Source organism: Paenibacillus sp. cl6col (assembly GCF_900102125.1).
Taxonomy (GTDB): Bacteria; Bacillota; Bacilli; order Paenibacillales; family Paenibacillaceae; genus Paenibacillus_B; species Paenibacillus_B suaedae.
This window is the reverse complement of record NZ_FNAZ01000008.1, coordinates 177,199-201,845: the sequence shown is the minus strand read 5'-3', so window position 1 is coordinate 201,845 and position 24,647 is coordinate 177,199. Positions and strand designations below refer to the sequence as shown.

Sequence of the window (24,647 nt, the reverse complement as noted above, 5' to 3'; positions counted from 1 at the left end):
CGTCGGAGATTGCAGTGAAACGAATCACATTAATTGATGTCAGTTCCATTATACATTCGCATAAGAGGTGGGGCAATACGTCTACAGGAAGTAAAGGTGCAAGTTACCAGCAGCGATGTTCTCTTGTATATGCCGAAGGGGATGGTTATACTTAGTAATACGAGGAGGGTGATTAGAATGATTACAATCAGCGATGAAGCGATTGAGAAGATAAAGGAAATGATTGCGCAAGAGGAAAATGAAAATATGTTCCTGCGCGTCGGTGTTCGTCCAGGCGGTTGCAGTGGATTCTCTTATGGTATGGGATTTGACGATGAAGAGACTGAGGAAGATGTGCATTTGGAGATTGGCGGCATGAAGGTCGTCATCGATAAGGAAAGTGTTCCTCATCTGAGTGGACTTACAATCGACTACAAGGAATCCGGCATGTCTGGCGGCTTCACGATCGACAACCCGAATGCGGTAGCAACTTGCGGCTGCGGCTCCAGTTTCCGTACAGCAACAAATGAGGGAAAAGCGGAGAAGTGCGACGACTAGTCTCCACCTATTTGCATGATACCTTATATATAGATGAATGATACATTCTGATTCCATTCGATTCGATAATTGCGATTAGACTTCGTGATTAGATGATAATGAAATATAGAAGACCTCTTATTACGGTAGAGTTGAGCATCGCTACCTTGTAAGAGGTTTTTTTGCTGTTTTTGGCTCTATAGCGCTAATCCTAATATTTCTAATCATACTGCAAATTGTTTCGGCGAACCTTATAACGAGCAGGAGGTGATACCTATGAATGAACATCATGATGCACATCAAGTACAGCAATCCACTGATGTAGACCGTACACTGCTGGTGTCTTATAGAGCGTATTGCTCGGAATGTCCAGGAGGGTGGCATGGGACTTGCTATGATTCCCGTCAAGATTCAACGAGGGATGCCCAGAATCACAACAATACGTACCATGCTGGAACCACGGGAGCTACCGTTATTGAGAGTTCAGGCAGCTGTTAATTTGCGTGGGGATAGAACGAATTGAACACAGAACACAGATCACAGATCACAGAAGCTGTGCAGCCATCTATTCTGCTCAACTGAAGAAGGCTGCCCTTACTCTTATAAGAAGAGCAGGTGCAGCCTTCGGATATGCCTGTTAGGGTCAGTTTATTCCTTCACTCGTTTGCCTAGCAAGATCATGAACCAAATGATGCTTGCTCCGAGGATTGCATGACCAAGACCTGCCATGTGGCTCAAGCCTTTCATATCTGTTCCGTTAACCTGAAGGATGCCGCGAACCGTCATCGCTGCAAGACTTAGCATCAGACCGATATTATATACATAGTACCAACCTTTGAATGAACGGACTTCATGCACGCGGAACTGCTTCGCAAGCAAGGTGAGAAGCAGGAAGAACAGGAAGCCGAGAACGAGAATATGGGTGTGCAGCGGTTTTAATGCTGTGTAAGCTGTGAAATCATTTATTTTGGTGAACTCCCGGTAAAAGATACCCGATATGAGGCCAAGAATGGCATAGAAGAACGAAGTGTAATACAGTTTTTTCACAGTAAACTCTCTCCTTTGTTTCGTCATTCGCATGGATGATAGGAGTGTACCGCAGTTGTATGAACCCAATATGAACAGAACATGACAACGGGGTCATGTTCTGCTTATACGCTATTTAGGGAATCGGATCGTAAATATGGTTCCTTGTCTTACTTCGCTAGACACGCGGATCGTTCCGTTGTGCAATTCAATGATTCGCTTTACGATGGCTAAGCCAAGCCCTGTTCCATGCTGGCTCTGTCCTGGTTCAGCAAGCTCACTGTATTTGTAAAATCGCTCAAAGATATGTGGCAGTACATCCTCTGGAATACCTCTCCCTGTGTCAGATACAACTACGATAATGTCTTCTCCTTGTTGTTTGCATTGTATCCCGATGGTTCCTTGCGACGCAGTGAATTTAATCGCATTCGTTAGCAGATTTGTCCATGCTTGATACAGCAATCCTGTATCTCCCGTTAACATCACGCTATCAAGCTGAAGATCCAGTTCGATGTCTTTCACGTTCCATTGCGGCTCAAGTAGGATGATGACTTCTCGCAGTTGTTCATCCAGTCGGATAGAGGCTTGCTTCATCATCTCGCTTCCTCGTTCCAAGGAGGCGAGCGTCAGCAATTGCCGACTTATCCCGGATAACCGCCGCGACTCATCCGCAATGATGTGCAAATAGCGTCGTTCTTGTTCGGGCGGCAGCGGGTGATCCATGAGCTGCTGCGCTAATCCTTGGATCGAAGTCAAGGGAGATTGAATCTCATGGGACACATTCGCGACGAACTGCTTCTGTACGGCGTCCAGTTGCCCAAGAGCTTCAGCCATTACGGTGAATCGTCTTGCAAGCTCACCAATTTCATCATTGCGGTGGAGATCCAGCTTAACTTCGTAATTGCCTTTTTCCAGTTCCATAGTGGCTCGGGTTAACCGCTGCAGCGGCTTAACGAGATAACGTGTCTTCACGGAAATGAGCACTAGGCTGATAACGAAGGTAGAGACGAGTAGTACCGCAATGAGAACACGCACTTCTTCAGTCTGCTGCACCATATCTGGGCGAATGAACAGAGCGTGCTGCACGCCATTAACTGTGAGCGGGATACCGTGGCTCAAGGCAAGTCGATTCTCGAATATAGCGGGGACGAAGAAGCTGCTCCATGCTCTTTGCTGAAGCATGCCGCGATACGTATTCCCTTGAAGAACGCTGTCAATCGCTTCAGGAGCAAGATCAGCATGCTTGAATGGTCTGCCGAATGTCTTCACATGATGATCAGGAGCGATAAGGTACAGCTGATAGCCCAGTTCAGCGAGATTCGTTAACGCCTCGTCAGCCGTGTCTTCACCAGACGATAACATGTTGTTCATGCGTACCAGCGCTTGCCCAACCTTCTCCATCTTCTGCTCGTAATGACTGGAGATCGCTTGATTGTGCGCGATATTCGCCAGAAAGACGCCGCATACGAAGCTGATAGATACGATTACAGCTGAGAAAAACACGATACGGGTATACAGTGTCTTCAAGGTTCAAGAACCTCCAATTTGTAGCCAAGGCCTCGGATTGTAGTAATTCGGAATCCACTTGCATTCTCAGGAAAACGCTCCCGAAGACGCTTAATATGCACGTCAATGGTTCGGCTGTCCCCTTCGTAGTCAGTACCCCATATCCAAGCCAGCAGCTGTTCGCGTGTGAAGATGCGCCCTGGATAGGAAGCAAGCTGCGCTAATAGCTCAAACTCCTTGCGGGGAAGAGTCAGTTCTTCGCCGGAGGCTGCAACGGTATAGCTCTTGCGGTCGATAGTTGTTGCACCAAGGCGTATGAGGCTGTCAGATACGATCTGATACCTCCGAAGCAACGCCTTCATGCGGAATAGCAGCTCCTTCGGCTCGAAGGGCTTCACCATATAGTCATCGGTGCCGGCTGCGAAGCCTTGCTCCTTATCTTCAAGTTCGCCGAGCGCGGTGAGCATAATCACCGGGATATCATATTGCTGTCTAATTTCGGCGCATAATGTCCAGCCATCCTTCAGCGGCATCATGACATCTACGATCGCAATATGAATGGTTTCCTGCTCCAATAGTTGTGCTGCAGCTTGTCCATCACTCGCGTCGAACACATGATACTGCTCAGATTCGAGCACAAGCCGCAGCATCGTTACAATATTCGGGTCATCATCCGCAACGAGTACATGAATGATCAATGCGATTTACCTCCATTCCAAGGTGGGGAGTGATCAGGTCTAATTATGAGGGGAGAAGCACAAAAACAAAAATCCCTGGAGCAGTCGCCAAGCGCGAAGTCCAAGGATTTTGCCCCATTGTCCGTCTTGCGGGAGTCGATCAAGTCATCCTAGATGATCAGAACTGACAATTATAAGAACGTCTTGTTGATCATGATGGAGATCAAATAAAAACAAAATACTGAAAACAGCCAACATGCTGTTCCAAGTACCCGTCTATGCTTTCTCCAAAATTGAAAACCGATCGCAAGTATACCTACATTGGCAAGCACGAGTACGACAGACATAGATACGATCGCAATCCAGTACAACGCTTCATATACAGCTGCAGTTGACATGACGGTCGCTCCCATCCTTTATATCCATCCATTATTATCCCTTATACGATACCATCCCAATCTTGAAAAAGACAAGCACTATGCGTCCAACTTGATCTAGTCTTGTGCAAATCAGGCACATGCCATGGACAATCATACAAGAATCGGATGGGAGCCATGAGTATGTATAAGTATTAAGGACGAAAGGGGAGTGGCGAATGGAAGGCAGACAGTTAGCCAGCAAATGGTTGAAAACCGCGGCGCTAATATCGGATTCACGTGTAGCAGGGCATATTCCGGCAACGCGTATATACAATACGTCTAATCTCCATGAAATGTTAAACATACACGGCTTCGTCGTCATCAAGCCTGTCGTTGGTTCTGGCGGTGCCGGTGTTATTAAAGTAACGAAGAGCGGATCGACTTATCGATATACGTATCAGGCCAATACACGCAGCTTTGGAGATTTCGATGCCATGGTGCGATCATTGTCCAGTACGAAAAAGAAGCGTACCTACCTGATTCAACGGGGAATTCATCTAGCTACGATTAATGGAAGACCGATCGATTACCGGGTTAAAGTAGTGAAGTCAAATGGCAAATGGGGTGTACGCTCGATGGTTGGGCGCTTGGCGAGAAGAGGCTTGTTCGTGACGAACTTGTGCAAAGGAGGTACGATGGTAACCGCAGCACAAGGAATTGCAAGATCGCTCTCTGGACAGAGCGTCCGCGCCAAGAAGAGTAAGATGAGATATTTGACACGGATCTGCACATCGCTATTAGAGAGGAAATATCCGGGGATTGGCCAGTTAGGCTTCGATTATGGCATTGATCGCTCCGGTCATATCTGGATATTCGAGGTGAACACAAGACCGCAGTAAGGGGCAATCTGCGTTGGAAGTGGGATTTGATAGATTAGATTTACTAGAGATTGGAAAATGATTAAACATTTTTATTAAAAAAACAATCCAAAAAGATGTGAATAAGTATATCCACATCATCCCCACTGATAGATAGCGTTTTTTGACGTTTATCAACAAATTATTCACAATTTTTCCACAAACGCCTGTGGATATTGGAACGCTTGTTCTGCTTTCTGAGGCCGTGATATGATGAATGCGGCAGGAAAGTTTAGGAAAGGTTGTGATGCAGATGGCTTTGCTTTCCGATGAACTGCTTATTGATTCCTATGAGCAGGCAATCAGGCTCCGATTGGATGAAGAATTCATCGCGTTGCTGCTTGAGGAAATGAAAAGGCGCTGCCTTTGTCCGACCCTCTTCCGAATACCGGTGTGCACATAGATGACCGGCATGCCGAGGCTTTACTCCCAAGCCAGTCCGTTCACATAAGTGGTTGCGTGGCAGTGCTCACAATAGATTATATGCAGGCACTGCATGGATACAGAACTAGATACAGAACTATCATCCAGCATCGTTTGATGGGATACGGAATCGTCTGGCTGATATGGGGCGTAAGGTCCAACATAATCTTCCAGTTTGCCGCTGTCAGTGGTTGGGTTCAAACAGTTCGGACATTGAAATTCGGGACTGATCATGCCGTTGCATAGTGGACAAACATGAAACAAGGGTATCCTCCTCCGTTAGATAAAGATGTTGGAGATAGGATACCCTTTCTTTCGTTTATTTAGTTACATTTTCATGCTGCTGCTGTGTCCAGGAGACAGCTTAGCTGATGGATCAATATACACCTTAGCGTTATTGATAGCGGTTGGTGCCTCGCCAAAACCGACAGCGATGAGCTTCAGCTTGCCTGGGTAAGTCGTAATGTCGCCAGCAGCGAACAAGCCTGGAATGTTCGTCTCCATACGAGAATCAACAACGATGGAACCGCCCTCGATGTTAAGGCCCCATTCAGATATTGGTCCGAGGGAGGACACGAAGCCGAAGTTGACGATAACTGCATCGACATCGATATCCGTTGCTTCTTTTGATTTGGTGTTAGTCAGTGTTACGCGCTCAATTCGACTAGCATCACCATGCAAAGCGGTAATTTCTGTAGGCGTAATCACTTGAACCTTGGAATTCATCAATTGCTCAACACTATGTTCATGCGCGCGGAATTTGTCACGGCGATGAATAAGTGTAACTTGTTCAGCAATAGGCTCCAGCATGAGTGCCCAATCGACAGCAGAGTCTCCGCCGCCGCTGATCAGCACGCGCTGGCCTTTGAACTTCTGCAGATCGCTAACGAAGTAGTGCAGGTTCGATTTCTCGTATTGGGCTGCTTCAGGCAGCTCCAAGCGGCGTGGTTCGAATGCACCTACACCAGCTGTTACGATAACGGATTTTGCGTGATGAACGCTTTTATCTGTAGTAACGGCGAATAGACGCTCGTCGAGCTTCTCTACTCCCTGAACCTTCTCTTCCAAGCGAACATCAGGATTGAAATGTTCCATTTGCTTTTTCAAGGAATCAACAAGTTCTTGCGCTGTTACTTTCGGGAATCCGGCAACGTCATAGATGTACTTTTCCGGGTATAATGCTGCTAATTGGCCTCCTAATTGAGGCATGCTTTCAATAAGACGAACGGAAGCTTGTCGCATGCCGCCATAGAATGCAGCGAACATGCCGGCAGGCCCGCCCCCAATAATTAAAATATCTACTACATCTTGTTGTGATACAAGTTGTGAATTCAAGGCTGAGCACCTCCAATGGCGATGTCTGACCATGTGATCATGGTCATTGTGTGTTTTGGCACATCTATCATTATAAACGGTGCTCGACAAGAAGGAAACCGTACATTTTCCAGGGATTTCGATATAAATGTGAAAATTATCAAAATTAAACGCTTTCATACATTGTTCTACAAAAAAGGTGCTTGTAATTTAATTGGAAACTCGATATCATTGCAGTTGAATTGTTTGTAAATTGTCGACAATTTGTCGATGTTGGGCATAATGCGATGTGCACGTGATTATGGATCTATCTGAATGAGTTACTTTCAATCATTTAGACCATAATAAAAATGATTACCAGTTGTATAATGACGTTTGTTGTTTTTTGTGGGGTTTTTCACAACTTCACAAGATTGATGTATATACGCGGGTTTCTAGAACAAAGGTATTCATATTCAAGTTGTAACATGTTATTACCAACCTACACAAAATGATTGACCCGATTTGGAAGGAGCTAATGAAAGATGAGTAACATTCCTAAAATCGTAATCCTAGGCGCAGGTTACGGCGGCATCATGGCAGCGCAACGTCTTCAGAAAGAATTAAACTATAATGAAGCAGACGTAACATTAGTCAGCAAACATGACTATCATTACTTCACAACTCATTTGCATATGCCTGCTGCTGGTACGGATTCCTATGAGAATGCTCGAGTGTCTATCTCGAAGTTGATCGATGAGTTCAAAATTGACTTTGTGAAGTCTTCGGTGAAGGAAATTCGTATTCAAGATAAGAAAGTCATTCTTGAGGACGGAACTTTGTCTTATGATTACTTGGTGATTGGTGTTGGCGGGGAGCCTGAAACATTCGGTATTCCTGGACTTGGCGAGTATGCGTTCAGCATTCGCAGCATCAACTCTGTTCGCGTAATCCGTGAGCATATCGAACATCAATTTGCTCTATATAAGCAAGATGAGACTCGTGCTGATCGTCTGAATTTCGTTGTAGGTGGCGCAGGCTTCACAGGCATTGAGTTCATCGGTGAATTGTCCGATCGCATTCCTATGCTGTGCAAGCAGTTTGATGTCGATCCAAAATTGGTCAATATTTATAACGTGGAAGCGGCGCCAACAGCACTTCCAGGCTTCGATCCTGAGCTTGTTGAATATGCAATGAATGTATTGAAGAAAAAAGGCGTTACATTCAAGCTGGCAACAGCGATCAAGGAATGCACACCTGAAGGTGTTCTACTTGCAACTGGAGAAGAAATCAAGTCTTCTACGGTTGTATGGACAGGTGGTATTCGTGGTAATCGTCTCATCGAGCAAGCAGGCTTCGAGGCAATGCGTGGTCGTGTGAAGGTTGATGAATTCTTGAGAGCGCCAGGTCATGATAATGTCTTCATTATTGGGGACAACTCGCTCATGATTAATCCGGCAATTGATCGTCCATATCCGCCTACAGCGCAAATGGCGATGCAGCAAGGTCCGGTATGCGCGAGCAACATCGTTGCTTCAATTCGCAACCAGCCGCTTAAGAAGTTCGAGTACCACAACAAAGGTACAGTTGCTTCCTTGGGTAAAGGCGAAGCGATCGGCGTAGTGGGTAAGAAGAAGTTGAAAGGCTTCTGGGCTGCTCAATTGAAAAAAGTCATCGATATCCGTTGGTTGTTCATCATTGGCGGAATTTCTCTTGCTCTTCGCAAAGGTAAATTCCTGTAAGAAGAATGTGACCAGTTTTACGGTTGATTGGTTAAGATCATAGTGTTAAATCAAATATATGCCGCTGCATCTTCGTTCTTTAATCGGGGATACCAGCGGCTTTTTGTTTGCTGCCATATGACAAGCAGAGACGAAAAAGGCCTGTATGATCGCAATCATACAGGCCTTTTGATGCCAGAATTGGCATTCCATACGGATGAATCTCAAAATCTTATCTTAAATTTTCATCATATCATTCAGGGTATCTGGTGTAAGCAGGTTGCCTACATAGAAGGAGCCGAACTCGCCGAAGCGGGCGCTCACTTCGTCGAAGCGCATTTCATAAATGAGCTTCTTGAACTGAAGCGGATCGTCACTGAATAACGTAACGCCCCATTCCCAATCATCCAGACCTACCGAGCCTGTGATGATTTGCTTCACTTTACCCGCATAGCCTCGGCCGATCATGCCATGGCTGCGCATCATATTGCGGCGCTCCTCCATGGACAGCATGTACCAATTGTCGGCCAAGTCCCGCTTCTTGTTCATTGGATAGAAGCAGATGTGCTTGCTCTGCGGCAAGGTTGGCTTCAGACGCGCGATAATTTCCGGATTCTCCATTGGATCTTCGGTCGATCCTGGCTTCGTCATATAATTGCTTAATTCAACGATGCTGACATAGGAATAAGTTGGTGTTGTAAATTGAGCGAAAGACGTTTTATTCAGCGCATTTTCAAGCGCGTTAAGCTCTTCGAGTGTTTCACGAAGGTGGAAAATGACAAAGTCGGCTTTTTGGCCTACGATGCTGTATACGACAGTGCTGCCCTTCTTATCTGCTTCCGTTTCGGACCATTCCGACCATAACGTTTGCAATTCCTCAAGCGCATGCGCACGCTCTTCATCGTCCGCTTTTTTCCATTGAGCCCAGTTGATCGTGCGGAAATCATGGAGTGCATACCAACCGTCGAGCGTTAAAGCTGCTTCATTCATATCGCGTTATCCTCCGTTATCGTAAAAGATTGTGTACCACAACCACTTTTGTGTAAATCGCCATACTAAAGTCATTGTAGCTATTATTTGCAGTGCATTCAACTAAGAGGTGATAAATGTCACTGAATGTTCGTTGATTTTTGGCCCTGGTACAAGTACACTAAGACTATTCAGGAATTAGCGAAATATGGATATTTAATTGGATAATAATAGATTGTACGAAGCGAAGCAGGAGGCGGGTTGCAACATGTTGGGCTGGATAATGGTCTTCATTTTAATGGTGCTATTCTTCGTGATGATGTTCGGCATTGGCTTTATTTTGAACATGCTGATGAAGACAACGTGGTTCCCGATCGGCATCTATTTAGTCGTATTGCTGCCAGCAATGGTCATTATGCTGTGGAAGCAGGATGTATCGATTATGGACAATTTGGCGGGCATTGGCTTGCAGGGATATTTAACGGCGATAGCTGGACTTGCAGGGGCATATATTAGCGGAAAGACGATTCATTTCTTGCGCAAGAGCGGATATCAGATGTTCTAATGTCAAATTGTACTTGATAAATCTGAGTAAATTGGCATACAATGATACAGATCGCATCAGAACTTTTCTATGCGTAAGATTTTATTCGAATGAAAGGGCAAGGTATCTACTGCGATGGAGAACTAATCTGATCTGATAGAAGTCATTTTGACAGCTTTATATTTCAAAATGTACGTTCAGAGAGGATAGGTCTGCCCATTTTCGCAGATTGATATCGGCCGTTATATTTTAGCTTGCATCATTCATCACTTAATGGAATAACGCACGGTGCTGCACTTGTACTCATTACCTCTGTGTCAATTTTGAATGAGGAGAAAATTGGGGAGAGACGCATCGCTGCTTAGGACGGTTTGCTGTGGCATATGTGTATAGGCACGTGCATAGCATACTTGTTCGATTCCATACCATAAGTGAAGCGCAAGCTTGCAGCCGTATGCACACTATCCTCTCTGGGTTACCCAGGGAGGTTTTTTTATGACTAACAACCATATAGCACAATTCAAACATAAATCGGGCCATCTTGTATTGGAAGCCCACCAATTGGCAGCCTATGTAGCTGATCGCCGCTTGTTCCGCACGGACGGTTCTCTTCGCATTTATGCAGGAGATCGAATCGGACTTATTGGCGCCAACGGAGTCGGGAAGACAACATTGCAGCGTATATTGGCTGGCATGGTAGAGCCAGATGAAGGAAACGTAGTCTGCAATGTAGTAACATCTTTCGTGCCACAACTAGATGATGTGCGGGAGGAAGAAGCAGAGGAAGTAACATTAAGTGGCGGCGAACGGACGAAGCGTCGATTGAATGAGGCCATGAACGCAGGTGCAGGACTGTTGATGCTCGATGAACCGACAAGCCATTTGGATGTGGAAGGAATGGAGTGGCTTGAGGATCGAATGATCGAATATTCCAGGACAGGCGCGTTATTGTTCATTTCACATGACCGAACGCTGCTCAATCATGTGGCAACGAGAATCTGGGAAGTGGAGAACGAACAGATTCATGTCTTTACTGGCGGATATGAGGATTATCGCAGGGAAAAGGAACGACTGCGGCTGGAGCACCAACGCTCGTATGACAATTATGTCGCGGAGAGAGGCCGATTGCAGGAAGCGATTGTAGAGAAGAAAGAACATGCAAGTAAGGTCGGCAAGCCTAAAAAAGGATTGACCAGTAAGGAAATGAGGCTTGCGCGTCCACACTTCAATCGCAAGCAGGCGAAGGTAGAGAAGACGGTTAAGGCGATAGAGAAGCGTCTTGATCAGCTGGAGGTCGTGGAAAAGCCATTTGAGCAGGTGCAGGTGTTGTTCAATGCGGAATGCCATGCCCCGATTCGCAGCAAGCAGGCTGTGGAGGTTCAAGGGCTTGCGCTACGTGCAGGCGACCGTGAGTTGTTACAGAGCAGTTCCTTCAGCATTCGGCCGAATATGCGTGTCGCCTTAGTCGGTTCGAATGGAGCTGGGAAGACAACCTTACTCCGTCGATTGGTGGAGGCCTATGAGCTGAGATCTGCAGGAGATCGAGATGTGACGATGGGGGAAGGACGAATTCGCTTCTCTCCTAGTGCGCGAATGGCATATTTCGATCAGAAGCTGTATGCCTTAGATCTGCAGGCCAGTGTACTGGACAATGTATTGAAGTCGAGCGTCTATGATCAGACGATGGTGCGGACGGTATTGGCTCGGCTTAGACTGTGCCGGGATGAGGCGTTGAAGCCGGTATGGCAGCTAAGTGGGGGCGAGAAGGTGAAGACACAGCTCGCCAAACTGTTCATGAGCGAAGCAAATATGCTGCTGCTTGATGAGCCGACGAACTATTTGGATATCGACACGCGTGAGGAGCTGGAGCGTGTACTGCTTGAGTATCCGGGGACGATCCTGTTCGCGACGCATGATCGCATGCTGCTGAATCGAACGGCTACCCATACGATTGTGTTCCGTGACGGCGAGCTGGAATGGATGACGATTGAAGCATTTCGTGAGCGACAGCGCCCTCGACCTGCTGAGGCAGGAGGCTCTTCAGAATTTGTACTTGCACAGGAAGCTCTAAAAAATGAACAATCGCTCACATCGATGTCGGCTGAGGAGCGATTGAAGCTGGATCTGGAATGGGCAGACTTGATTGGACGTTTGTCTGCTCCGCGCAAGGGAGACAACATCGAAGAGTTGGAGCGGCAATATACGGAGCTGCTTAAGCGGCGCAAGCAGCAATAAGCAAGCAGCTTAACAATTCAGCGGAGCATACACAACCCCAACCGCCGCAGCATTTGCAAGGAGGTGCTGCGGTTTGTGTGTGCAAGGTAGGGGGCTTTACCTCGATCTATGAACACGTTATGATGGAACTATTATACATCTTGGATATTCATATACCACTTAACCCAATGTTTGGGCATATAAGGAGGAAGAAGCATGTTGTTGCAATTTCCAACACCTGATGTTGAACAATATTTTCAATCGACAGTCATCCGCCAGTTCACGGTGAGCCTGGACGAGACAAGGCTTATATTCAGCAGTAACTTGAATGGTCATAACAACTTGTGGGCCATAGATTTGAACCAAGACAAGCCATCTTTCCCATATCCATTAACTTATAACAATCAAGTAAGCAATTTTATCTCGATTGATCCGCAGCAGCGCCATATCCTCTGCAGCTTCGACAGAGACGGCGATGAGAACTATCATATGTATGCGCTTCCGACACAGGGAGGAAATCCGCTGCCGTTGCTTGAGGCAGATGAAAAAGATAAGTTCTATTTTGCACATTTGTCTGATGACGGGGAGCGTATCTATTATTGCACGAGCCGGAATAACCCGTCCTTTTTGAATGCTCGTGTATACAATCTCCGTACGAAGCAGGATGAACTGCTTATTGAGGGGCAGGGTGCTCTGCATCAGCTGGAGGCAGTAAGTCCGAGTGAGAAGCAGTTCGTGTATGCCAAGTCTTACGGCAACACCTATCAAGTTTGCTACGTACGCACGGAAGAGGGGGATTTCCCTCTTATTCCTCAAGCTGGGGCGGATGAGGTGCATCTGAGCTTGAGTGCGGTCTTTGTCGATGAGGATACGGTCGCCTTCTTGACAGACTACAAGGCAGAGTTCGCTTATGTGGCTACCTACCATATTCCTACCCAGCAATATGCTGAATTGTGCCGAATTGAGCATGAGAGCGGCATGGAACTCAAGTGGCATAAGGATACACGGACGCTTTATCTCGTGACAGAGGTCGGAGTAGAGGATAGATTGTACCGTATTCCTCTTGATACAGGCACGCCAGAAGCAATCGAGATGCCGACGCCAATCTTGAACCAGCTTCACGTTGCTAAGTCGGGAGCCTTGTACATCCTTAATCGTGGTGCGGTTACACCGACCAATATCTATAAGCTGGAGGAAGGCACAGCTTGGGTTCAGCTTACGCAAAATATGCCGGTTGGTCTGACATCTGAGCAATTAGTTGATCCTGAGGTAGTGACCTATCCGTCCTTCGATGGGATGGAAATCGAGGCACTGCTGTTCCGTGCAAAGGATGAACTGGCGAACGGTTATACGATCTTTTGGCCGCATGGCGGGCCTCAGTCCGCGGAACGCCGCTTTTTCCGCAGTATGTTCCAATACTTCCTTGCACAAGGGTACCATGTATTCGCACCGAACTTCCGCGGCAGCACAGGCTATGGCAGCTCCTTCGTCAAGCTTGTCGAAGGCGACTGGGGTGAAGGGCCGCGTCTCGATTGTGTGGCAGGGATGGAGTGGTTGTTCGAGCAGGGCATCTCTTCGAAAGAGCGCCTCTTCGTGGTAGGTGGCAGCTATGGAGGTTATATGACGCTTCTGCTTGCTGGAAGACATGCCGATTACTTCCGAGCTGCTGTCGATATTTTCGGTGTCAGCAACTTATTCACGTTCTATCATTCCGTACCGGATCATTGGAAGCCGATTATGAAGCAATGGGTAGGGGATCCGGAACAGGATAAGGAACGCTTCATCACGGATTCTCCGATTACGTACTTGGAGAGCATGACGAATCCGATGCTGGTTATTCAAGGGGCGAATGATCCTCGCGTTGTGAAGGAAGAGTCTGATCAGATTGTTGAGAAACTTCGCCAGCTTGGGCGCGAGGTGGAATATATTGTACTGGATGATGAAGGACATGGATTCTCTAAGAAAGAGAATGAGATGCGTGTCTATCGAGGCATCGTCGAATTCCTGAAGCGACATCATGAACAAGAAGCGGTGTCAGCAGTTGCGGCAGAACATGTCGATTAGCAGAACGTGAATAGCGGTCATTGCCATCTATTAAAACGGATGGATCACATCAATGTGCAGCGTACAAGAAATGAGGTAAGAAGCAAGTGACGCAGGAGGAAGTATTAACAGGCGGCAATGTGAATCATATTGTGCGCATGGCGAACACGGTTCGCCGCCCCACAGGCTATTGGAGTCCGTTTGTACATGAACTGCTGCTACATTTGGAGCAGCAAGGTTTTGAGGGGGCGCCTAGATTTCTCGGAATCGATGACTCTGATCGTGAAATCTTGTCATTTATTTCTGGAGAAGCTCCAGGGAACAACTACCCTGACCTTGAACCATACATGTGGTCGGACGAGACGCTTGTAGGCTTGGCGCGTCTTCAGCGCCGGTTCCATGATGCGACAGAAGGGTTCGCTTTCCTAAGAGGGGGAAAATGGCAGCTTAGCTATCCTGATGAAGGCGAGCATGAAGTAATCTGTCATAATGATGCTGCATTGTATAATGTAGTCTTTCAACAGGAGGCGCCTGTGGCGCTAATTGATTTTGACATGGCCGGCCCTGGTCCGCGTATGTGGGACATTGCGTATTCTCTATACACATCGGTTCCGCTTTCCAGTTTCGCACCGGATCATAGTGTTGGTAATACAGTAGCATACCGAGCAGATATGCACGCTGTAGAGCGCCGTCGGCGAATTCATTTGTTTTTTGAAGCGTATGGTATTCCGGTGCCTAACGATTTGCGGCGGTGGATTATTGAGCGTTTGACTGCGCTGTGCCATACATTGAGAACGGGTGCCGCTGATGGAAATCCTGCCTTTCAAAAAATGGTGGAAGAAGGACATTTAGCGCATTATGAAAGCGAAATTCAGTTTGTATCTGATCATTTCGATGAGTGGATATCGGATTGAATAAAGTATTACACAATTCAGGAGCGTTCATTGAAAGCGATCGATCGCCTTGTAGCGTGATTTTGTTTGAGCAGACAAATATAAATCATGAATAGAATATATTCATATTTCGACCTGCGCAGATGAGCATATAAATTGCTCTCTGCGCTTTTTTTGATGCTGTTTGCGATCGGTATAGCGTGTCTTTTTTACCACGATTTTGTCGGACGAGCGAACCCCATTTATGTTACAATAGGTGGACTGATAAGAGCGGAAGGAGAGAAAGATACGACGATGCGGATGTCGAATATGCACCATTTTACAGAACATCATCGTTATGTGACTTACCGAGAATTTAGCTTAAGCGAGTTGGATCAGAAGATGCTGTCCCATGTGTATCAGCCAATGGTGGGGGCATTTGCGATCGGCATGTATCAGCTTCTCTGCCAGCATGTAGCACCGGACAAGACGGGGTATTCCGCTATAGATGCGCAGCGCCGGTTGTTCCTGCTTCTTGGATTGGAGCCAAGTGAGAAGGGGCGTACGTATTTCATAGAGCAAGCCTCCAAGCTTGAAGCTGTAGGTTTGTTGAACACGTCAAGAGTGATGCTTCCAGATATGGATGATTGTATGTATGAGTATGAGATGCAGTGTCCGCTGTCTCCGAAGGAATTTTTCGAGACACAGCATTTGACGCTTCTCTTACGGGATAAGGTCGGCAAATATGCGGTGCTATCCTTGCGCCAGCAGTTTACGACGGATGATCCCTATGAAGGAGTCGCCTCCAATATGCAGCGGGAGAACATATCTGTTCCTTTCTATGAACTGTTCCGACTAAATACGCATGTCATTGATTTCGAGCTGGAACAGGCGCTCCAGGAAGTAGCCCCGAGCCGAACGACAATTTCAGATTCCGATCCAGAATCCGTTGACATCAATTATGCAGATATTATTATGCGGTTCCCGAAGCAATCCTATAATCGGAAGTTCGTAGAACAACTTCGATACAATAAAGAAAGTATGGGCACAATTAATTACGTTGTCCGCAAGTTCGAGCTGACTCTTCAGGAACTGTGCCGCTTGCTGGATGAAGACGGTGTCTTCTCGCAGGATGGGGTAGTTGCACTGGAGGAACTTCAGCACCGGGCCCACCTTCACTTCCGTCAGAACAAGCGAAGAAGCGAACATCGCGAGCGAGTGCAGCATCGGATTGAGCAGAAGGATCAAGTGAAGGAAGATCATGAAGAGGAAGTCGCGGTGCAAATGGAATTCTATGTAGAAGTGCCGCCGCAATTCCGTGATAAATGCGATATTCATCAATACAATATGCTGCTTCGCAATACACCGTATACGCAGCTGCTTGAGAAGTTCTTCCCGGGTGCTGTTCCGGACTCATTCCTTGATATGTTTACCAAGATGGACTTGAATTATAAGATGCCTGATGAGGTTATCAATGTTCTTATTCATTATTTGATGACGATGCTGGTAAGCGGATCGGAGCACAGATTGAACCGGAACTTCGTTGAGGCGATTGTGTCCAATATGCTGGTCAAGCAGATTCGTACGTATGAACAAGCAGTTACGTATACGCGTGAGCAGACGCAGGTGAATGGAGCAGGCCGAACACAAGCCTCTCGTGCAGATGCAAGCAGACAGCCTCGTTCGCGTGGCCGCTATAATAACAAAGCCGCCAAGCCTTCGATTCCGGTCGTGCAGCCTAGTGGAGCGGGAGCTGGATCAGGGTTGTCACCCGAGGAGTTGGAGCGCGCACGTGAGTTAGCGCGACGTTTGGACGAAGGGCGCGTATAATAGAGCTAGATCAGAATGGAGGTGCGAAGTATGGAATCAATCGGAGATATATTGAAGCAATTGCCGGTTAATGCCCGCAGAGCTCATGCGGAACAAAAAATTGAAAAGCTGCTTACTGATCCGCAGATCATGCAATTTCGCTCCAAGTATCCAGAGCTGACGGAACGCGACCTTCGCATCAATATGAACAAGCTGTATCAGTATGTAACGGAATATGATCATTGTTCCCATTGTCCGGGCTTGGATCAATGCCCAAATGACTTCCATGGACATTACACGATGTTGAGCGCTGACAACTTGAATGGGCACAATTATATCTATGATCGGAAGGTGCCCTGCAAGAAGCTGCTGGCAAGTGAACGCCAGCAGGCGATTCATAATCGAGTACGCTCCTTCTATGTGGACGAGACTGCATTGAAGCGGGGGTATTCGGCATCTGAAATACTTGAGAATGATATTGAACGGACGCCTGCTGTTTTAAGCATCATTGAATATATTGAGAAGACGAAGAGCGAAGGCTTAATGTCAGAGGGATTGTATCTCGTAGGATCGTTCGGAACCGGCAAGACCTTCTTGATGAGCTATGTATTGTATGAGCTTGCCCGTGCCAACTATACGGGGGTTATCGTGTATATGCCTGAGTTCGTAGAAGAGCTCAAGTCGATGTTCCAGGAGCCGCAAAGGCTGCGGGAGACCATTGAGATGATGAAGGAAACCGATCTGCTCGTGTTCGATGATATTGGTGCTGAGAATATAACGCCATGGGTTCGGGATCATGTGCTTGGCTCGATCTTGAATTATCGGATGAACCGCAAACCTACGTTCTATACGTCGAATTATGATATGGAAGCCTTGCAGAAGCACTTTAGCTTCACGCGTGAAGGTGAGGATGTCCATAAGGCCGAGCGACTGATGAATCGGATCGCTCCATTTGTCAAAGAGGTGCACGTACAAGGTCGGAACAAGCGTGGAAAGTAAAGTTGAATATCCAATGAGTGTTGTATACGAGCCTTGTTTCAGTGGCTCCATACAAATTACAATAAAGCCCGGTCGCATCTAGTGCGAACCGGGCTTATTTCACGAGCTGTGGATACCACTGTGGTGCGTTCCACGAAGGGAACGCACCGTAGCCAGGGTTAGGAGATGATGAACTTCACGATAACCATGCCGAAGAAGACAACCGTCATAAATCCGGCCATTGCACCGAACCCGAACATCAGATCGGAGAAATCGTTGCGCGGTTCCTCGTTCACATGCTCACGCGGATCAATTGCTCTCGCTTCCATCAAGGGGCCTCCTATCTTACATGTCTGTTGCAATGACGTATGTCATGGCAGCGACAGGTATTTTCACCCAATTTCTTATCGTTTTTAGTATACCGAACTGCGTCGTTACTGTAAAGACAGCGCTCTCTTAGGATGTGACAAATTGGATGCAAAAATGAGGTGCGAATTTCACATAAAACCTTGAACTGTGGTATACTTTACATGTTGACTCAAATTGTAAGCTTCTCACATAAAGGAGGAACCAAATATGGCTATCGTTAACGTATCCGACCAAACGTTCAAGACTGAAGTTGAAGGTCAGCAAGGCGTTGTATTGGTCGATTTTTGGGCGCCATGGTGCGGCCCTTGTAAAATGCTTGCTCCTATTCTTGATGAATTGGAAAGCGAAGTAAACGGTCAAGCGACTGTTGCAAAAGTAAACGTGGATGAGAATCCTGAATCCGCATCTCGCTTTGGCGTAATGAGCATCCCTACAATCATCGTGTTCAAGGACGGCCAACCTATTGATAAGGTTGTAGGCTTGAACTCCAAGGATGCATTGAAGAACTTGATCAGCAAGCATCAATAATCGAGATTGTCCACAGAGGACAACCTATAGAAGGTCTGTTCTGTTGCGGAACAGCTTGAATGAGCTTGATGTGGTCGAAGCGCAAGCTATAGATTGCCAGCCCTTCCCGTTGTGGGAGGGCTTTTTCTTATGTCTCCGCTCGTATACAATAGGATCATATATTCGTATTATAGAAGAAAGGGGGAGGACGATGAGCGAAATAGACAACAACCAATCCAATTGGCGGGCAGTTCGCTGGAAGGAGCGTTGGAACGAACGTTATTCTACGGACGAGCAGCAGGAGCTGTCGCCAGAGGAACTTGCAGAACGGGAACAGGCATTGGAACGAATACGCAATAAGCTGGCTTTGCTTCCTGATTCGCCAGGATGCTATCTTATGAAGAACCATGAGGGAACCATTATTTATGTCGGTAAGGCCAAAGTGTTGAAGAACCGAGTGCGTTCTTATTTCAATGGCAGCCATGATGGCAAGACACAGCGGCTGGTCTCGGAAATTCGCGACTTTGAATATATCGTCACTTCCAGTAACATGGAAGCCCTCATTTTGGAATGTAATCTAATTAAGCAGCATCATCCTAGATATAATGTGCTGCTCAAGGATGATAAGACGTTCCCATATATTAAAATTACGAATGAACGCCATCCACGGCTTGAGGTTACACGTCGTGTGCTGAAGGACAAAGCGAAGTATTTCGGCCCATACCCGAACTCCTTCGCTGCAACGCAGACGAAGAAGCTGCTTGATCGCTTATATCCGCTACGCAAGTGCAATACATTGCCGGATCGAGTGTGCTTGTACCACCATATTGGACAATGCCTTGCGCCTTGTGTATACGAGGTAACAGAGGCACAGTATGAAGAGATGGTGCAGGAAATCGCGAAGTTCTTAAGCGGTGGACATGAGGAGATTAAGAAGGAACTGCAGCGGAAGATGGAAGAAGCCGCTGAAGAGATGCAATTCGAGCGTGCTAAGGAATATCGGGATCAGTTGATCGCGATTCGTGCCATTATGGAAAAGCAGAACATTAATACGGCTGATCAGCTTGATCGCGACGTATTTGGCTTTGCCGTAGATAAAGGCTGGATGTGCGTTCAAATTCTATATGTTCGACAAGGCAAAATGATCGAACGGCATGCAACCAAATTCCCATTCTATGGGGAACCTTATGCAGACTTCATGTCGTTCGTTACCCAATTTTATAGTGAGAATCCTGCGCTGCCGAAGGAAATACTGCTCCCTAATTCGGATCGCCTTGGACTATTCACTCGCGAGGAAGATGGAGGAGAGAAGGACGCGGGCAGCGTAGATCCTGATGCTGATGAGCATGCACAAGATGCTGCAATTCAGGATGAGCATGAGCCTACGCAGGCGGAGTCTATCGATGAGGAAGCGGATGGCGGCTCGGATGGCAGTATAGCGGGTGCCGAGGAGCTTCAGCAGTGGCTGAACGTCAAAGTGCACATTCCGAAGCGCGGGCTGAAGAAGCAGATGATTTCGATGGCGATGGAAAATGCGCGTGTTGCGCTCGATGAGAAGTTCAAGATGCAGGAACGCAATGAGGATCGTACGTTGCGTGCTGCTGAACGACTCGGAGAAGCGCTTGGCATCGACAATGCCCGCCGTATTGAGGCTTTTGACAACTCGAATATTCAAGGCTCAGACCCGGTATCGGCTATGGTGGTCTTTATCGATGGCAAACCCGCGAAGAAAGAATACCGGAAGTACAAGGTACGCACAGTGCAAGGGCCGGATGATTATGAAACGATGCGCGAGGTCATCCGCAGACGGTATGAGCGGGTCTTGAAAGAACAGCTCGACATGCCTGATCTGATTATTGTGGACGGTGGGAAAGGCCAGATGTCCGCTGCCCTTGATGTGCTGGAGAATGAGCTTGGCTTGACGATACCAGTGTGCGGTCTCGTGAAGGACAATAAGCATAAGACAGCGCAATTGATGGCCGGTGATCCGCCTGAAATTGTGGCACTTGGACGAGACAGCCAAGAATTCTATATGCTACAGCGCATTCAGGAGGAAGTTCACCGCTTCGCAATCTCGTTCCATCGGGAGCGGCGTGCGAAGTCTATGGTCGCGTCAGCGCTCGATTCAATTCCAGGTATAGGCGAGAAGCGGCGCAAGCATCTGTTGAAGCATTTCGGATCATTGAAGAAGATTCGGGAAGCATCGATCGAACAATTGCGCGAGGCAGGGATCGGAGAGAAACTTGCTCAAACGATTCTGGATGCCTTGCGATCAGATAGTGCTCAGCTTACACCTGATGGACTCCTTGATACAGAGGATCAGCCGGATGGAAGCGAGCGTGAGCATGAACCGAACAATAGCGCCGATTAGCCTCGGTGGTATGTGCTGAATGCTCTAATAAGATCGACGATATAAGAAGTATGAAACATGACTGAGGCCTTGGCTCACTGGCTGCCTCAGTCATGTTTTTTTGTAGAGGGCTCTCCGAACGAAGCACCCACTGCGCATTATCTCTTATTCGCAGGCTTCATCCCCACGGCAAATACGGTAGAGCCTAATTTTTCATAGTATGGAACGAGTTCTTCTTCACAGAAAAACTGAAGATGCAGGTTTTGATTGCTGCACTGCTCCATTAGCAACCGACTGATTGCAGTCCCAATCCCTTGGCCTCGATAGTCTGGATGAACGCCCAGCCCACACAAGTACGCATTTATTATCCCATCTGAAATAATTCTTCCCGTGCCGATCAACTGCTCCTCATGATAGGCGTAAATAGCGCAGTAGCTTTGCTGCATCGCCTTTAGCAGCTTTTCTTGTGACAGCCCCAAATAAGTGTTCCATTGAAGATATTCATACAACTCATATATCTCCTCTGGTGTTGGAAGTTCCGATTCATATCGAATTTCCATAGTACAACCTACACCCCCTATCTCAACATAGCTAAATGATGCACTTCCCGCACGTTTCCCGCAAGTGATTCAAGTGTGATCTTGTTGATAGTGAAACATGAGTGAATTGATCTTCCTCATACCAATCTTCTTGCAATCGAACAAAAAGACGTCACTTAGCGAACAAATACACCCCCATACCTGGATGAGCGAGAGGATGTTCAAACAAAGTCCCCCCCAATGAGAAACAGCCTTCCGTGTAAAAACGCTTACATCTCATCTACAATGATACCTACGATGTGCCCATCAATTCGAGCTGTGCTATAGAAAGAGCCGATCATCCAGTCTCAACATTATCGTACGGCAGCGCCTGTTGCACTGCAACCTATGATGACGAACAACAAAGAAAGGAACGAAGCCCCTATGGAAATAAGAAAAAAACGATCGTTTTCGCTTCGCATGCATTCTGCCGTGCCTTACTTATTCATCATGCCATGGATAATCGGCTTTCTCGCATTCACCCTCGGTCCACTCATTTTTTCTTTTATTATCAGCTTCTTTGATTGGCCAATTGTTGGGGAGAAGACGTTTGTCGGCTTGGATAACTTTATTAACATGTTCACGGATGATCCGTTATTCTGGACATCATTGACGGTTACGGTGAAGTTCGCCATTATATTTGTGCCCGTTAACATTCTAATTGCGCTTGGACTTGCGATACTGCTGAACCGCAACGTGCGGGGCAGTGGATTTTTCCGTACAGCGTTCTATGTACCTTCCGTTATTTCCGGTGTCGCGCTGGCGATGATTTGGTCGTGGGTGTACGACGGAGAATATGGAATTTTGAACTATGCCTTATCGCTGATTGGGGTAGAAGGGCCGAACTGGCTGAACGACCCGAAATGGTCTCTCGTAGCGATGGTGTTCGCCAGCCTGTGGGGACAGGGTTCCATGATGCTCATTTTCTTGGCGGGGCTTAAGAACATCCCTCGTGAGCTGTATGAGGCTTCCGCCATTGATGGTGCAGGGACGGTATCGCAATTTTTCCGGATTACGCTGCCAATGCTTAGTCCGACCATCTTATTTAACTTGATTACAACGATTATTTCTGCGTTCCAGCAGTTGACGCTCGCCTTGGTGTTAACGGGTGGAGGTCCGCTTAATTCCACGTATTTCTATGCGATGTATATGTACGAAAATGCCTTCAAATATTCCAAGATGGGCTACGCTTCTGCGAATGCATGGTTCATGTTCGCGATTGTGCTTGTTCTGACGATGCTCGTGTTCCGCTCTTCGTCGGCATGGGTGTATTACGAAGGTGAAATGAAGGGCGGCAAAGGCTGAGGAGGGGGAGATTCTGATGAAAAAAATAATAACTTACGCACTGCTCATCTTTTTTACCGTGTTGTTCTTGGCGCCCTTCTATTGGATGCTCTCAACATCATTGAAGTCGCCCGAAGAATTGTTCTTGTTCCCACCGCAATGGATTCCGAGCACTTTGAATTTCGGCAACTTTGCAAAAGCATGGAATTCACAGCCGTTTGACGTGTTTTTACAAAATTCATTGATTGTATCGGTTATGTCACTTATTGGTCAGGTTGTATCCTCAGCACTGGTTGCTTATGGATTCGCCAGATTCCGGTTCAAGGGCAGCAAAGTATTATTTATTATTTTGCTAGCATCCATGATGATTCCTTGGGAAGTAACGATGATTCCGCTGTATATGGAGTTTAACGCACTTGGTTGGATCAATACGTTGAAGCCGTTGATTGTTCCTTCTTTCTTCGGCTCAGCATTCTATATTTTCCTGCTTCGTCAGTTCATTATGACGATTCCGCCGGAACTAGAGGAAGCAGCACGCATCGATGGCGCTAATCCGCTGCAATCGTTCATACGTCTCATTGTGCCGCTCATGGCTCCAGCATTGATTCTGGTTGCGGTGTTCAACTTCCTCGGCACATGGAACGACTATTTGGGTCCGCTCATTTTCTTGAACGATCAGAGCAAGTACACGCTGACGCTGGGCTTGTCGCAGTTCAAAGGGATGTATGAGGTGAAGATGGATGCGATTATGGCCGTAACGAGTATGATTTGCTTGCCGCCGCTTGCAATCTTCTTCGCAGCACAGCGTTATATCGTTACGGGAATTGCAACAACAGGCATGAAGGGCTAACAACTTGAGCACATAACGCAGATAACGGAGGGATTATGAATGACGCAGCAGATAGATGTATTTGGCCTGAAAGGCAAGACAGCGATCATTACAGGAGGAGCATCCGGTATTGGACGTGCTACGGCACAATGCTTGGCGCGCTTCGGAGCGAATGTAGTCATCGCTGATATTGGAGAAAAGCAAGGGCAGGAGACAGTCGAAGAGATTCGGAATGCTGGCGGAGAAGCACAGTTTGTGTCCTGCAATGTAACGAAGGCCGAAGACTGTGAGCGTGCAGCTCGCATGACGCAGGAATGGTATGGAGGCATTGATATTCTGTTTAATAATGCAGGCGTCATTCGCCGCAAGACGGTCGTTGAGCTGGAGGAACAGGATTGGGATTTGGTCATAGACGTCTCCCTGAAGGGGGCATACCTGCTGTCTAAATACGCGATTCCGGTAATGGCTGCTGGAGGAGGCGGTAGCATTATTAATACAGGTTCCGGATGGGGCTTGAAGGGCGGCGACCAAGCTGCGGCGTATTGTGCTGCGAAGGCAGGGGTTGTGAACTTGACCAAGGCGATGGCAATTGATTTCGGCAAGGACAATATTCGTGTCAACTGCGTATGTCCGGGCGATACAGATACGCCGCTGCTGCGTGAAGAGGCGGTTCAGCTTGCTGTTGAAGAAGGAGCATTCCTTGCTTCCTCTGCGGTAGGCAGACCTTTGGAGAGAATCGGCACACCGCAGGATATTGCGAACGCTGTATTGTTCTTGGCTAGTGATCTGTCCCAGTGGGTTAGCGGCAGTGTGTTGGTCGTGGATGGCGGAGGACTGGCGTAACACTTGATCTGAATAATGAA

The 24,647-nt window shown here is 47.2% G+C and carries 25 protein-coding genes; 16 read left to right on the top strand and 9 right to left on the bottom strand.

Features of this window, described 5'->3' with window-relative positions; translation table 11 throughout:
• The first annotated feature begins 177 nt into the window (after nt 1-177).
• Together BLS15_RS20775 and BLS15_RS20770 are read left to right on the top strand one after the other, a co-directional pair.
• The gene (locus BLS15_RS20775; protein ID WP_021258546.1) at nt 178-537 is read left to right on the top strand and encodes a HesB/IscA family protein; all 360 of its coding nucleotides are present in this window, start codon (nt 178-180) and stop codon (nt 535-537) included.
• 255 nt (nt 538-792) lie between these two features.
• A complete protein-coding gene (locus BLS15_RS20770; RefSeq protein ID WP_028533728.1) occupies nt 793-1,014 on the top strand; it encodes a hypothetical protein in 222 nt (73 codons plus the stop codon).
• 150 nt (nt 1,015-1,164) lie between these two features.
• On the opposite strand, the gene BLS15_RS20765 is transcribed toward BLS15_RS20770, so the two are convergent.
• From BLS15_RS20765 to BLS15_RS20750, 4 genes are all read right to left on the bottom strand, one after another.
• Entirely contained in the window at nt 1,165-1,563 is a 399-nt protein-coding gene (locus BLS15_RS20765) for a DUF2871 domain-containing protein (protein ID WP_021252633.1), read from the bottom strand.
• Between the two features lie 111 nt (nt 1,564-1,674).
• Entirely contained in the window at nt 1,675-3,069 is a 1,395-nt protein-coding gene (locus tag BLS15_RS20760; protein ID WP_028533729.1) for a sensor histidine kinase, read from the bottom strand.
• Nucleotides 3,066-3,746: a response regulator transcription factor gene (locus tag BLS15_RS20755; protein WP_021252635.1), complete on the bottom strand. Its 681-nt coding sequence runs from the start codon at nt 3,744-3,746 to the stop codon at nt 3,066-3,068. The genes BLS15_RS20760 and BLS15_RS20755 overlap by 4 nt, the downstream gene beginning before the upstream one ends.
• Before the next feature lie 170 nt (nt 3,747-3,916).
• Nucleotides 3,917-4,123 carry a hypothetical protein gene (locus BLS15_RS20750; RefSeq protein WP_028533730.1) on the bottom strand — a complete coding sequence of 69 codons (207 nt, stop codon included), beginning with the start codon at nt 4,121-4,123 and terminating at the stop codon, nt 3,917-3,919.
• A gap of 197 nt (nt 4,124-4,320) precedes the next feature.
• Between BLS15_RS20750 and BLS15_RS20745 the strand changes: the two genes are divergently transcribed.
• Nucleotides 4,321-4,983 carry a YheC/YheD family protein gene (locus BLS15_RS20745; protein WP_021252637.1) on the top strand — a complete coding sequence of 221 codons (663 nt, stop codon included), beginning with the start codon at nt 4,321-4,323 and terminating at the stop codon, nt 4,981-4,983.
• A 271-nt stretch (nt 4,984-5,254) separates the two neighbouring features.
• A complete protein-coding gene (locus BLS15_RS20740; RefSeq protein WP_028533731.1) occupies nt 5,255-5,404 on the top strand; it encodes a sporulation histidine kinase inhibitor Sda in 150 nt (49 codons plus the stop codon).
• 20 nt (nt 5,405-5,424) lie between these two features.
• Here the strand turns inward: BLS15_RS20740 and BLS15_RS28715 are convergent, their stop codons facing one another.
• Together BLS15_RS28715 and BLS15_RS20735 are read right to left on the bottom strand one after the other, a co-directional pair.
• A complete protein-coding gene (locus BLS15_RS28715) occupies nt 5,425-5,688 on the bottom strand; it encodes a hypothetical protein (protein ID WP_139070670.1) in 264 nt (87 codons plus the stop codon).
• Nucleotides 5,689-5,751: 63 nt separating this feature from the next.
• Entirely contained in the window at nt 5,752-6,759 is a 1,008-nt protein-coding gene (locus BLS15_RS20735; protein WP_175460814.1) for an NAD(P)/FAD-dependent oxidoreductase, read from the bottom strand.
• 503 nt (nt 6,760-7,262) lie between these two features.
• Between BLS15_RS20735 and BLS15_RS20730 the strand changes: the two genes are divergently transcribed.
• On the top strand, nt 7,263-8,459 hold the full coding sequence (locus BLS15_RS20730) for an NAD(P)/FAD-dependent oxidoreductase (RefSeq protein ID WP_021252640.1): 1,197 nt from the start codon (nt 7,263-7,265) through the stop codon (nt 8,457-8,459).
• A 216-nt stretch (nt 8,460-8,675) separates the two neighbouring features.
• Here the strand turns inward: BLS15_RS20730 and hemQ are convergent, their stop codons facing one another.
• Nucleotides 8,676-9,428, bottom strand: coding sequence for a hydrogen peroxide-dependent heme synthase (gene hemQ, locus BLS15_RS20725; protein WP_021252641.1), 753 nt, complete (start codon nt 9,426-9,428; stop codon nt 8,676-8,678).
• Between the two features lie 250 nt (nt 9,429-9,678).
• Here hemQ and BLS15_RS20720 point away from each other — a divergent pair, with 250 nt between their 5' ends.
• The 6 genes from BLS15_RS20720 (at nt 9,679) to dnaI (ending at nt 17,888) form a co-directional block, all read left to right on the top strand.
• Nucleotides 9,679-9,972, top strand: a complete 294-nt coding sequence (locus BLS15_RS20720; RefSeq protein ID WP_036590368.1) for a YuiB family protein — start codon at nt 9,679-9,681, stop codon at nt 9,970-9,972.
• Between the two features lie 474 nt (nt 9,973-10,446).
• Nucleotides 10,447-12,186, top strand: coding sequence for a ribosomal protection-like ABC-F family protein (gene abc-f / locus BLS15_RS20715; RefSeq protein ID WP_090513602.1), 1,740 nt, complete (start codon nt 10,447-10,449; stop codon nt 12,184-12,186).
• 198 nt (nt 12,187-12,384) lie between these two features.
• Nucleotides 12,385-14,229: a S9 family peptidase gene (locus tag BLS15_RS20710; protein WP_051249847.1), complete on the top strand. Its 1,845-nt coding sequence runs from the start codon at nt 12,385-12,387 to the stop codon at nt 14,227-14,229.
• Between the two features lie 86 nt (nt 14,230-14,315).
• The gene (locus BLS15_RS20705; RefSeq protein ID WP_021252645.1) at nt 14,316-15,122 is read left to right on the top strand and encodes a phosphotransferase; all 807 of its coding nucleotides are present in this window, start codon (nt 14,316-14,318) and stop codon (nt 15,120-15,122) included.
• A gap of 273 nt (nt 15,123-15,395) precedes the next feature.
• Nucleotides 15,396-16,910, top strand: a complete 1,515-nt coding sequence (locus BLS15_RS20700) for a DnaD domain protein (RefSeq protein WP_021252646.1) — start codon at nt 15,396-15,398, stop codon at nt 16,908-16,910.
• Between the two features lie 30 nt (nt 16,911-16,940).
• Nucleotides 16,941-17,888, top strand: a complete 948-nt coding sequence (dnaI, locus tag BLS15_RS20695; RefSeq protein ID WP_021252647.1) for a primosomal protein DnaI — start codon at nt 16,941-16,943, stop codon at nt 17,886-17,888.
• A 158-nt stretch (nt 17,889-18,046) separates the two neighbouring features.
• On the opposite strand, the gene BLS15_RS20690 is transcribed toward dnaI, so the two are convergent.
• Nucleotides 18,047-18,196, bottom strand: coding sequence for a hypothetical protein (locus tag BLS15_RS20690; RefSeq protein ID WP_005551050.1), 150 nt, complete (start codon nt 18,194-18,196; stop codon nt 18,047-18,049).
• Between the two features lie 247 nt (nt 18,197-18,443).
• Between BLS15_RS20690 and trxA the strand changes: the two genes are divergently transcribed.
• The gene (trxA, locus tag BLS15_RS20685; RefSeq protein ID WP_090513600.1) at nt 18,444-18,764 is read left to right on the top strand and encodes a thioredoxin; all 321 of its coding nucleotides are present in this window, start codon (nt 18,444-18,446) and stop codon (nt 18,762-18,764) included.
• 190 nt (nt 18,765-18,954) lie between these two features.
• The gene (gene uvrC, locus BLS15_RS20680) at nt 18,955-21,114 is read left to right on the top strand and encodes an excinuclease ABC subunit UvrC (RefSeq protein ID WP_051614208.1); all 2,160 of its coding nucleotides are present in this window, start codon (nt 18,955-18,957) and stop codon (nt 21,112-21,114) included.
• A 137-nt stretch (nt 21,115-21,251) separates the two neighbouring features.
• Here the strand turns inward: uvrC and BLS15_RS20675 are convergent, their stop codons facing one another.
• A complete protein-coding gene (locus BLS15_RS20675) occupies nt 21,252-21,653 on the bottom strand; it encodes a GNAT family N-acetyltransferase (protein WP_021252649.1) in 402 nt (133 codons plus the stop codon).
• A 402-nt stretch (nt 21,654-22,055) separates the two neighbouring features.
• Here BLS15_RS20675 and BLS15_RS20670 point away from each other — a divergent pair, with 402 nt between their 5' ends.
• Genes BLS15_RS20670 through BLS15_RS20660 form a run of 3 tightly spaced genes read left to right on the top strand, consistent with a single transcriptional unit; the run spans nt 22,056 to nt 24,627 of the window.
• A complete protein-coding gene (locus BLS15_RS20670; RefSeq protein WP_021252650.1) occupies nt 22,056-22,976 on the top strand; it encodes a carbohydrate ABC transporter permease in 921 nt (306 codons plus the stop codon).
• Between the two features lie 16 nt (nt 22,977-22,992).
• Nucleotides 22,993-23,805 carry a carbohydrate ABC transporter permease gene (locus tag BLS15_RS20665; RefSeq protein ID WP_021252651.1) on the top strand — a complete coding sequence of 271 codons (813 nt, stop codon included), beginning with the start codon at nt 22,993-22,995 and terminating at the stop codon, nt 23,803-23,805.
• A gap of 39 nt (nt 23,806-23,844) precedes the next feature.
• On the top strand, nt 23,845-24,627 hold the full coding sequence (locus BLS15_RS20660) for an SDR family NAD(P)-dependent oxidoreductase (RefSeq protein ID WP_028533737.1): 783 nt from the start codon (nt 23,845-23,847) through the stop codon (nt 24,625-24,627).
• The last annotated feature ends 20 nt before the right edge of the window (nt 24,628-24,647 follow it).

What these genes read in the sequence shown, in the direction of transcription:
- BLS15_RS20775 (WP_021258546.1), top strand. Translation starts at nt 178, where the DNA reads ATGATTACAATCAGCGATGAAGCGATTGAGAAGATAAAGGAAATGATT.
- BLS15_RS20770 (WP_028533728.1), top strand. Translation starts at nt 793, where the DNA reads ATGAATGAACATCATGATGCACATCAAGTACAGCAATCCACTGATGTA.
- BLS15_RS20750 (WP_028533730.1), bottom strand. Translation starts at nt 4,123, where the DNA reads ATGTCAACTGCAGCTGTATATGAAGCGTTGTACTGGATTGCGATCGTA.
- BLS15_RS20745 (WP_021252637.1), top strand. Translation starts at nt 4,321, where the DNA reads ATGGAAGGCAGACAGTTAGCCAGCAAATGGTTGAAAACCGCGGCGCTA.
- BLS15_RS20740 (WP_028533731.1), top strand. Translation starts at nt 5,255, where the DNA reads ATGGCTTTGCTTTCCGATGAACTGCTTATTGATTCCTATGAGCAGGCA.
- BLS15_RS20730 (WP_021252640.1), top strand. Translation starts at nt 7,263, where the DNA reads ATGAGTAACATTCCTAAAATCGTAATCCTAGGCGCAGGTTACGGCGGC.
- hemQ (WP_021252641.1), bottom strand. Translation starts at nt 9,428, where the DNA reads ATGAATGAAGCAGCTTTAACGCTCGACGGTTGGTATGCACTCCATGAT.
- abc-f (WP_090513602.1), top strand. Translation starts at nt 10,447, where the DNA reads ATGACTAACAACCATATAGCACAATTCAAACATAAATCGGGCCATCTT.
- BLS15_RS20700 (WP_021252646.1), top strand. Translation starts at nt 15,396, where the DNA reads ATGCGGATGTCGAATATGCACCATTTTACAGAACATCATCGTTATGTG.
- dnaI (WP_021252647.1), top strand. Translation starts at nt 16,941, where the DNA reads ATGGAATCAATCGGAGATATATTGAAGCAATTGCCGGTTAATGCCCGC.
- BLS15_RS20690 (WP_005551050.1), bottom strand. Translation starts at nt 18,196, where the DNA reads ATGGAAGCGAGAGCAATTGATCCGCGTGAGCATGTGAACGAGGAACCG.
- trxA (WP_090513600.1), top strand. Translation starts at nt 18,444, where the DNA reads ATGGCTATCGTTAACGTATCCGACCAAACGTTCAAGACTGAAGTTGAA.
- uvrC (WP_051614208.1), top strand. Translation starts at nt 18,955, where the DNA reads ATGAGCGAAATAGACAACAACCAATCCAATTGGCGGGCAGTTCGCTGG.
- BLS15_RS20675 (WP_021252649.1), bottom strand. Translation starts at nt 21,653, where the DNA reads ATGGAAATTCGATATGAATCGGAACTTCCAACACCAGAGGAGATATAT.
- BLS15_RS20670 (WP_021252650.1), top strand. Translation starts at nt 22,056, where the DNA reads ATGGAAATAAGAAAAAAACGATCGTTTTCGCTTCGCATGCATTCTGCC.
- BLS15_RS20665 (WP_021252651.1), top strand. Translation starts at nt 22,993, where the DNA reads ATGAAAAAAATAATAACTTACGCACTGCTCATCTTTTTTACCGTGTTG.
- BLS15_RS20660 (WP_028533737.1), top strand. Translation starts at nt 23,845, where the DNA reads ATGACGCAGCAGATAGATGTATTTGGCCTGAAAGGCAAGACAGCGATC.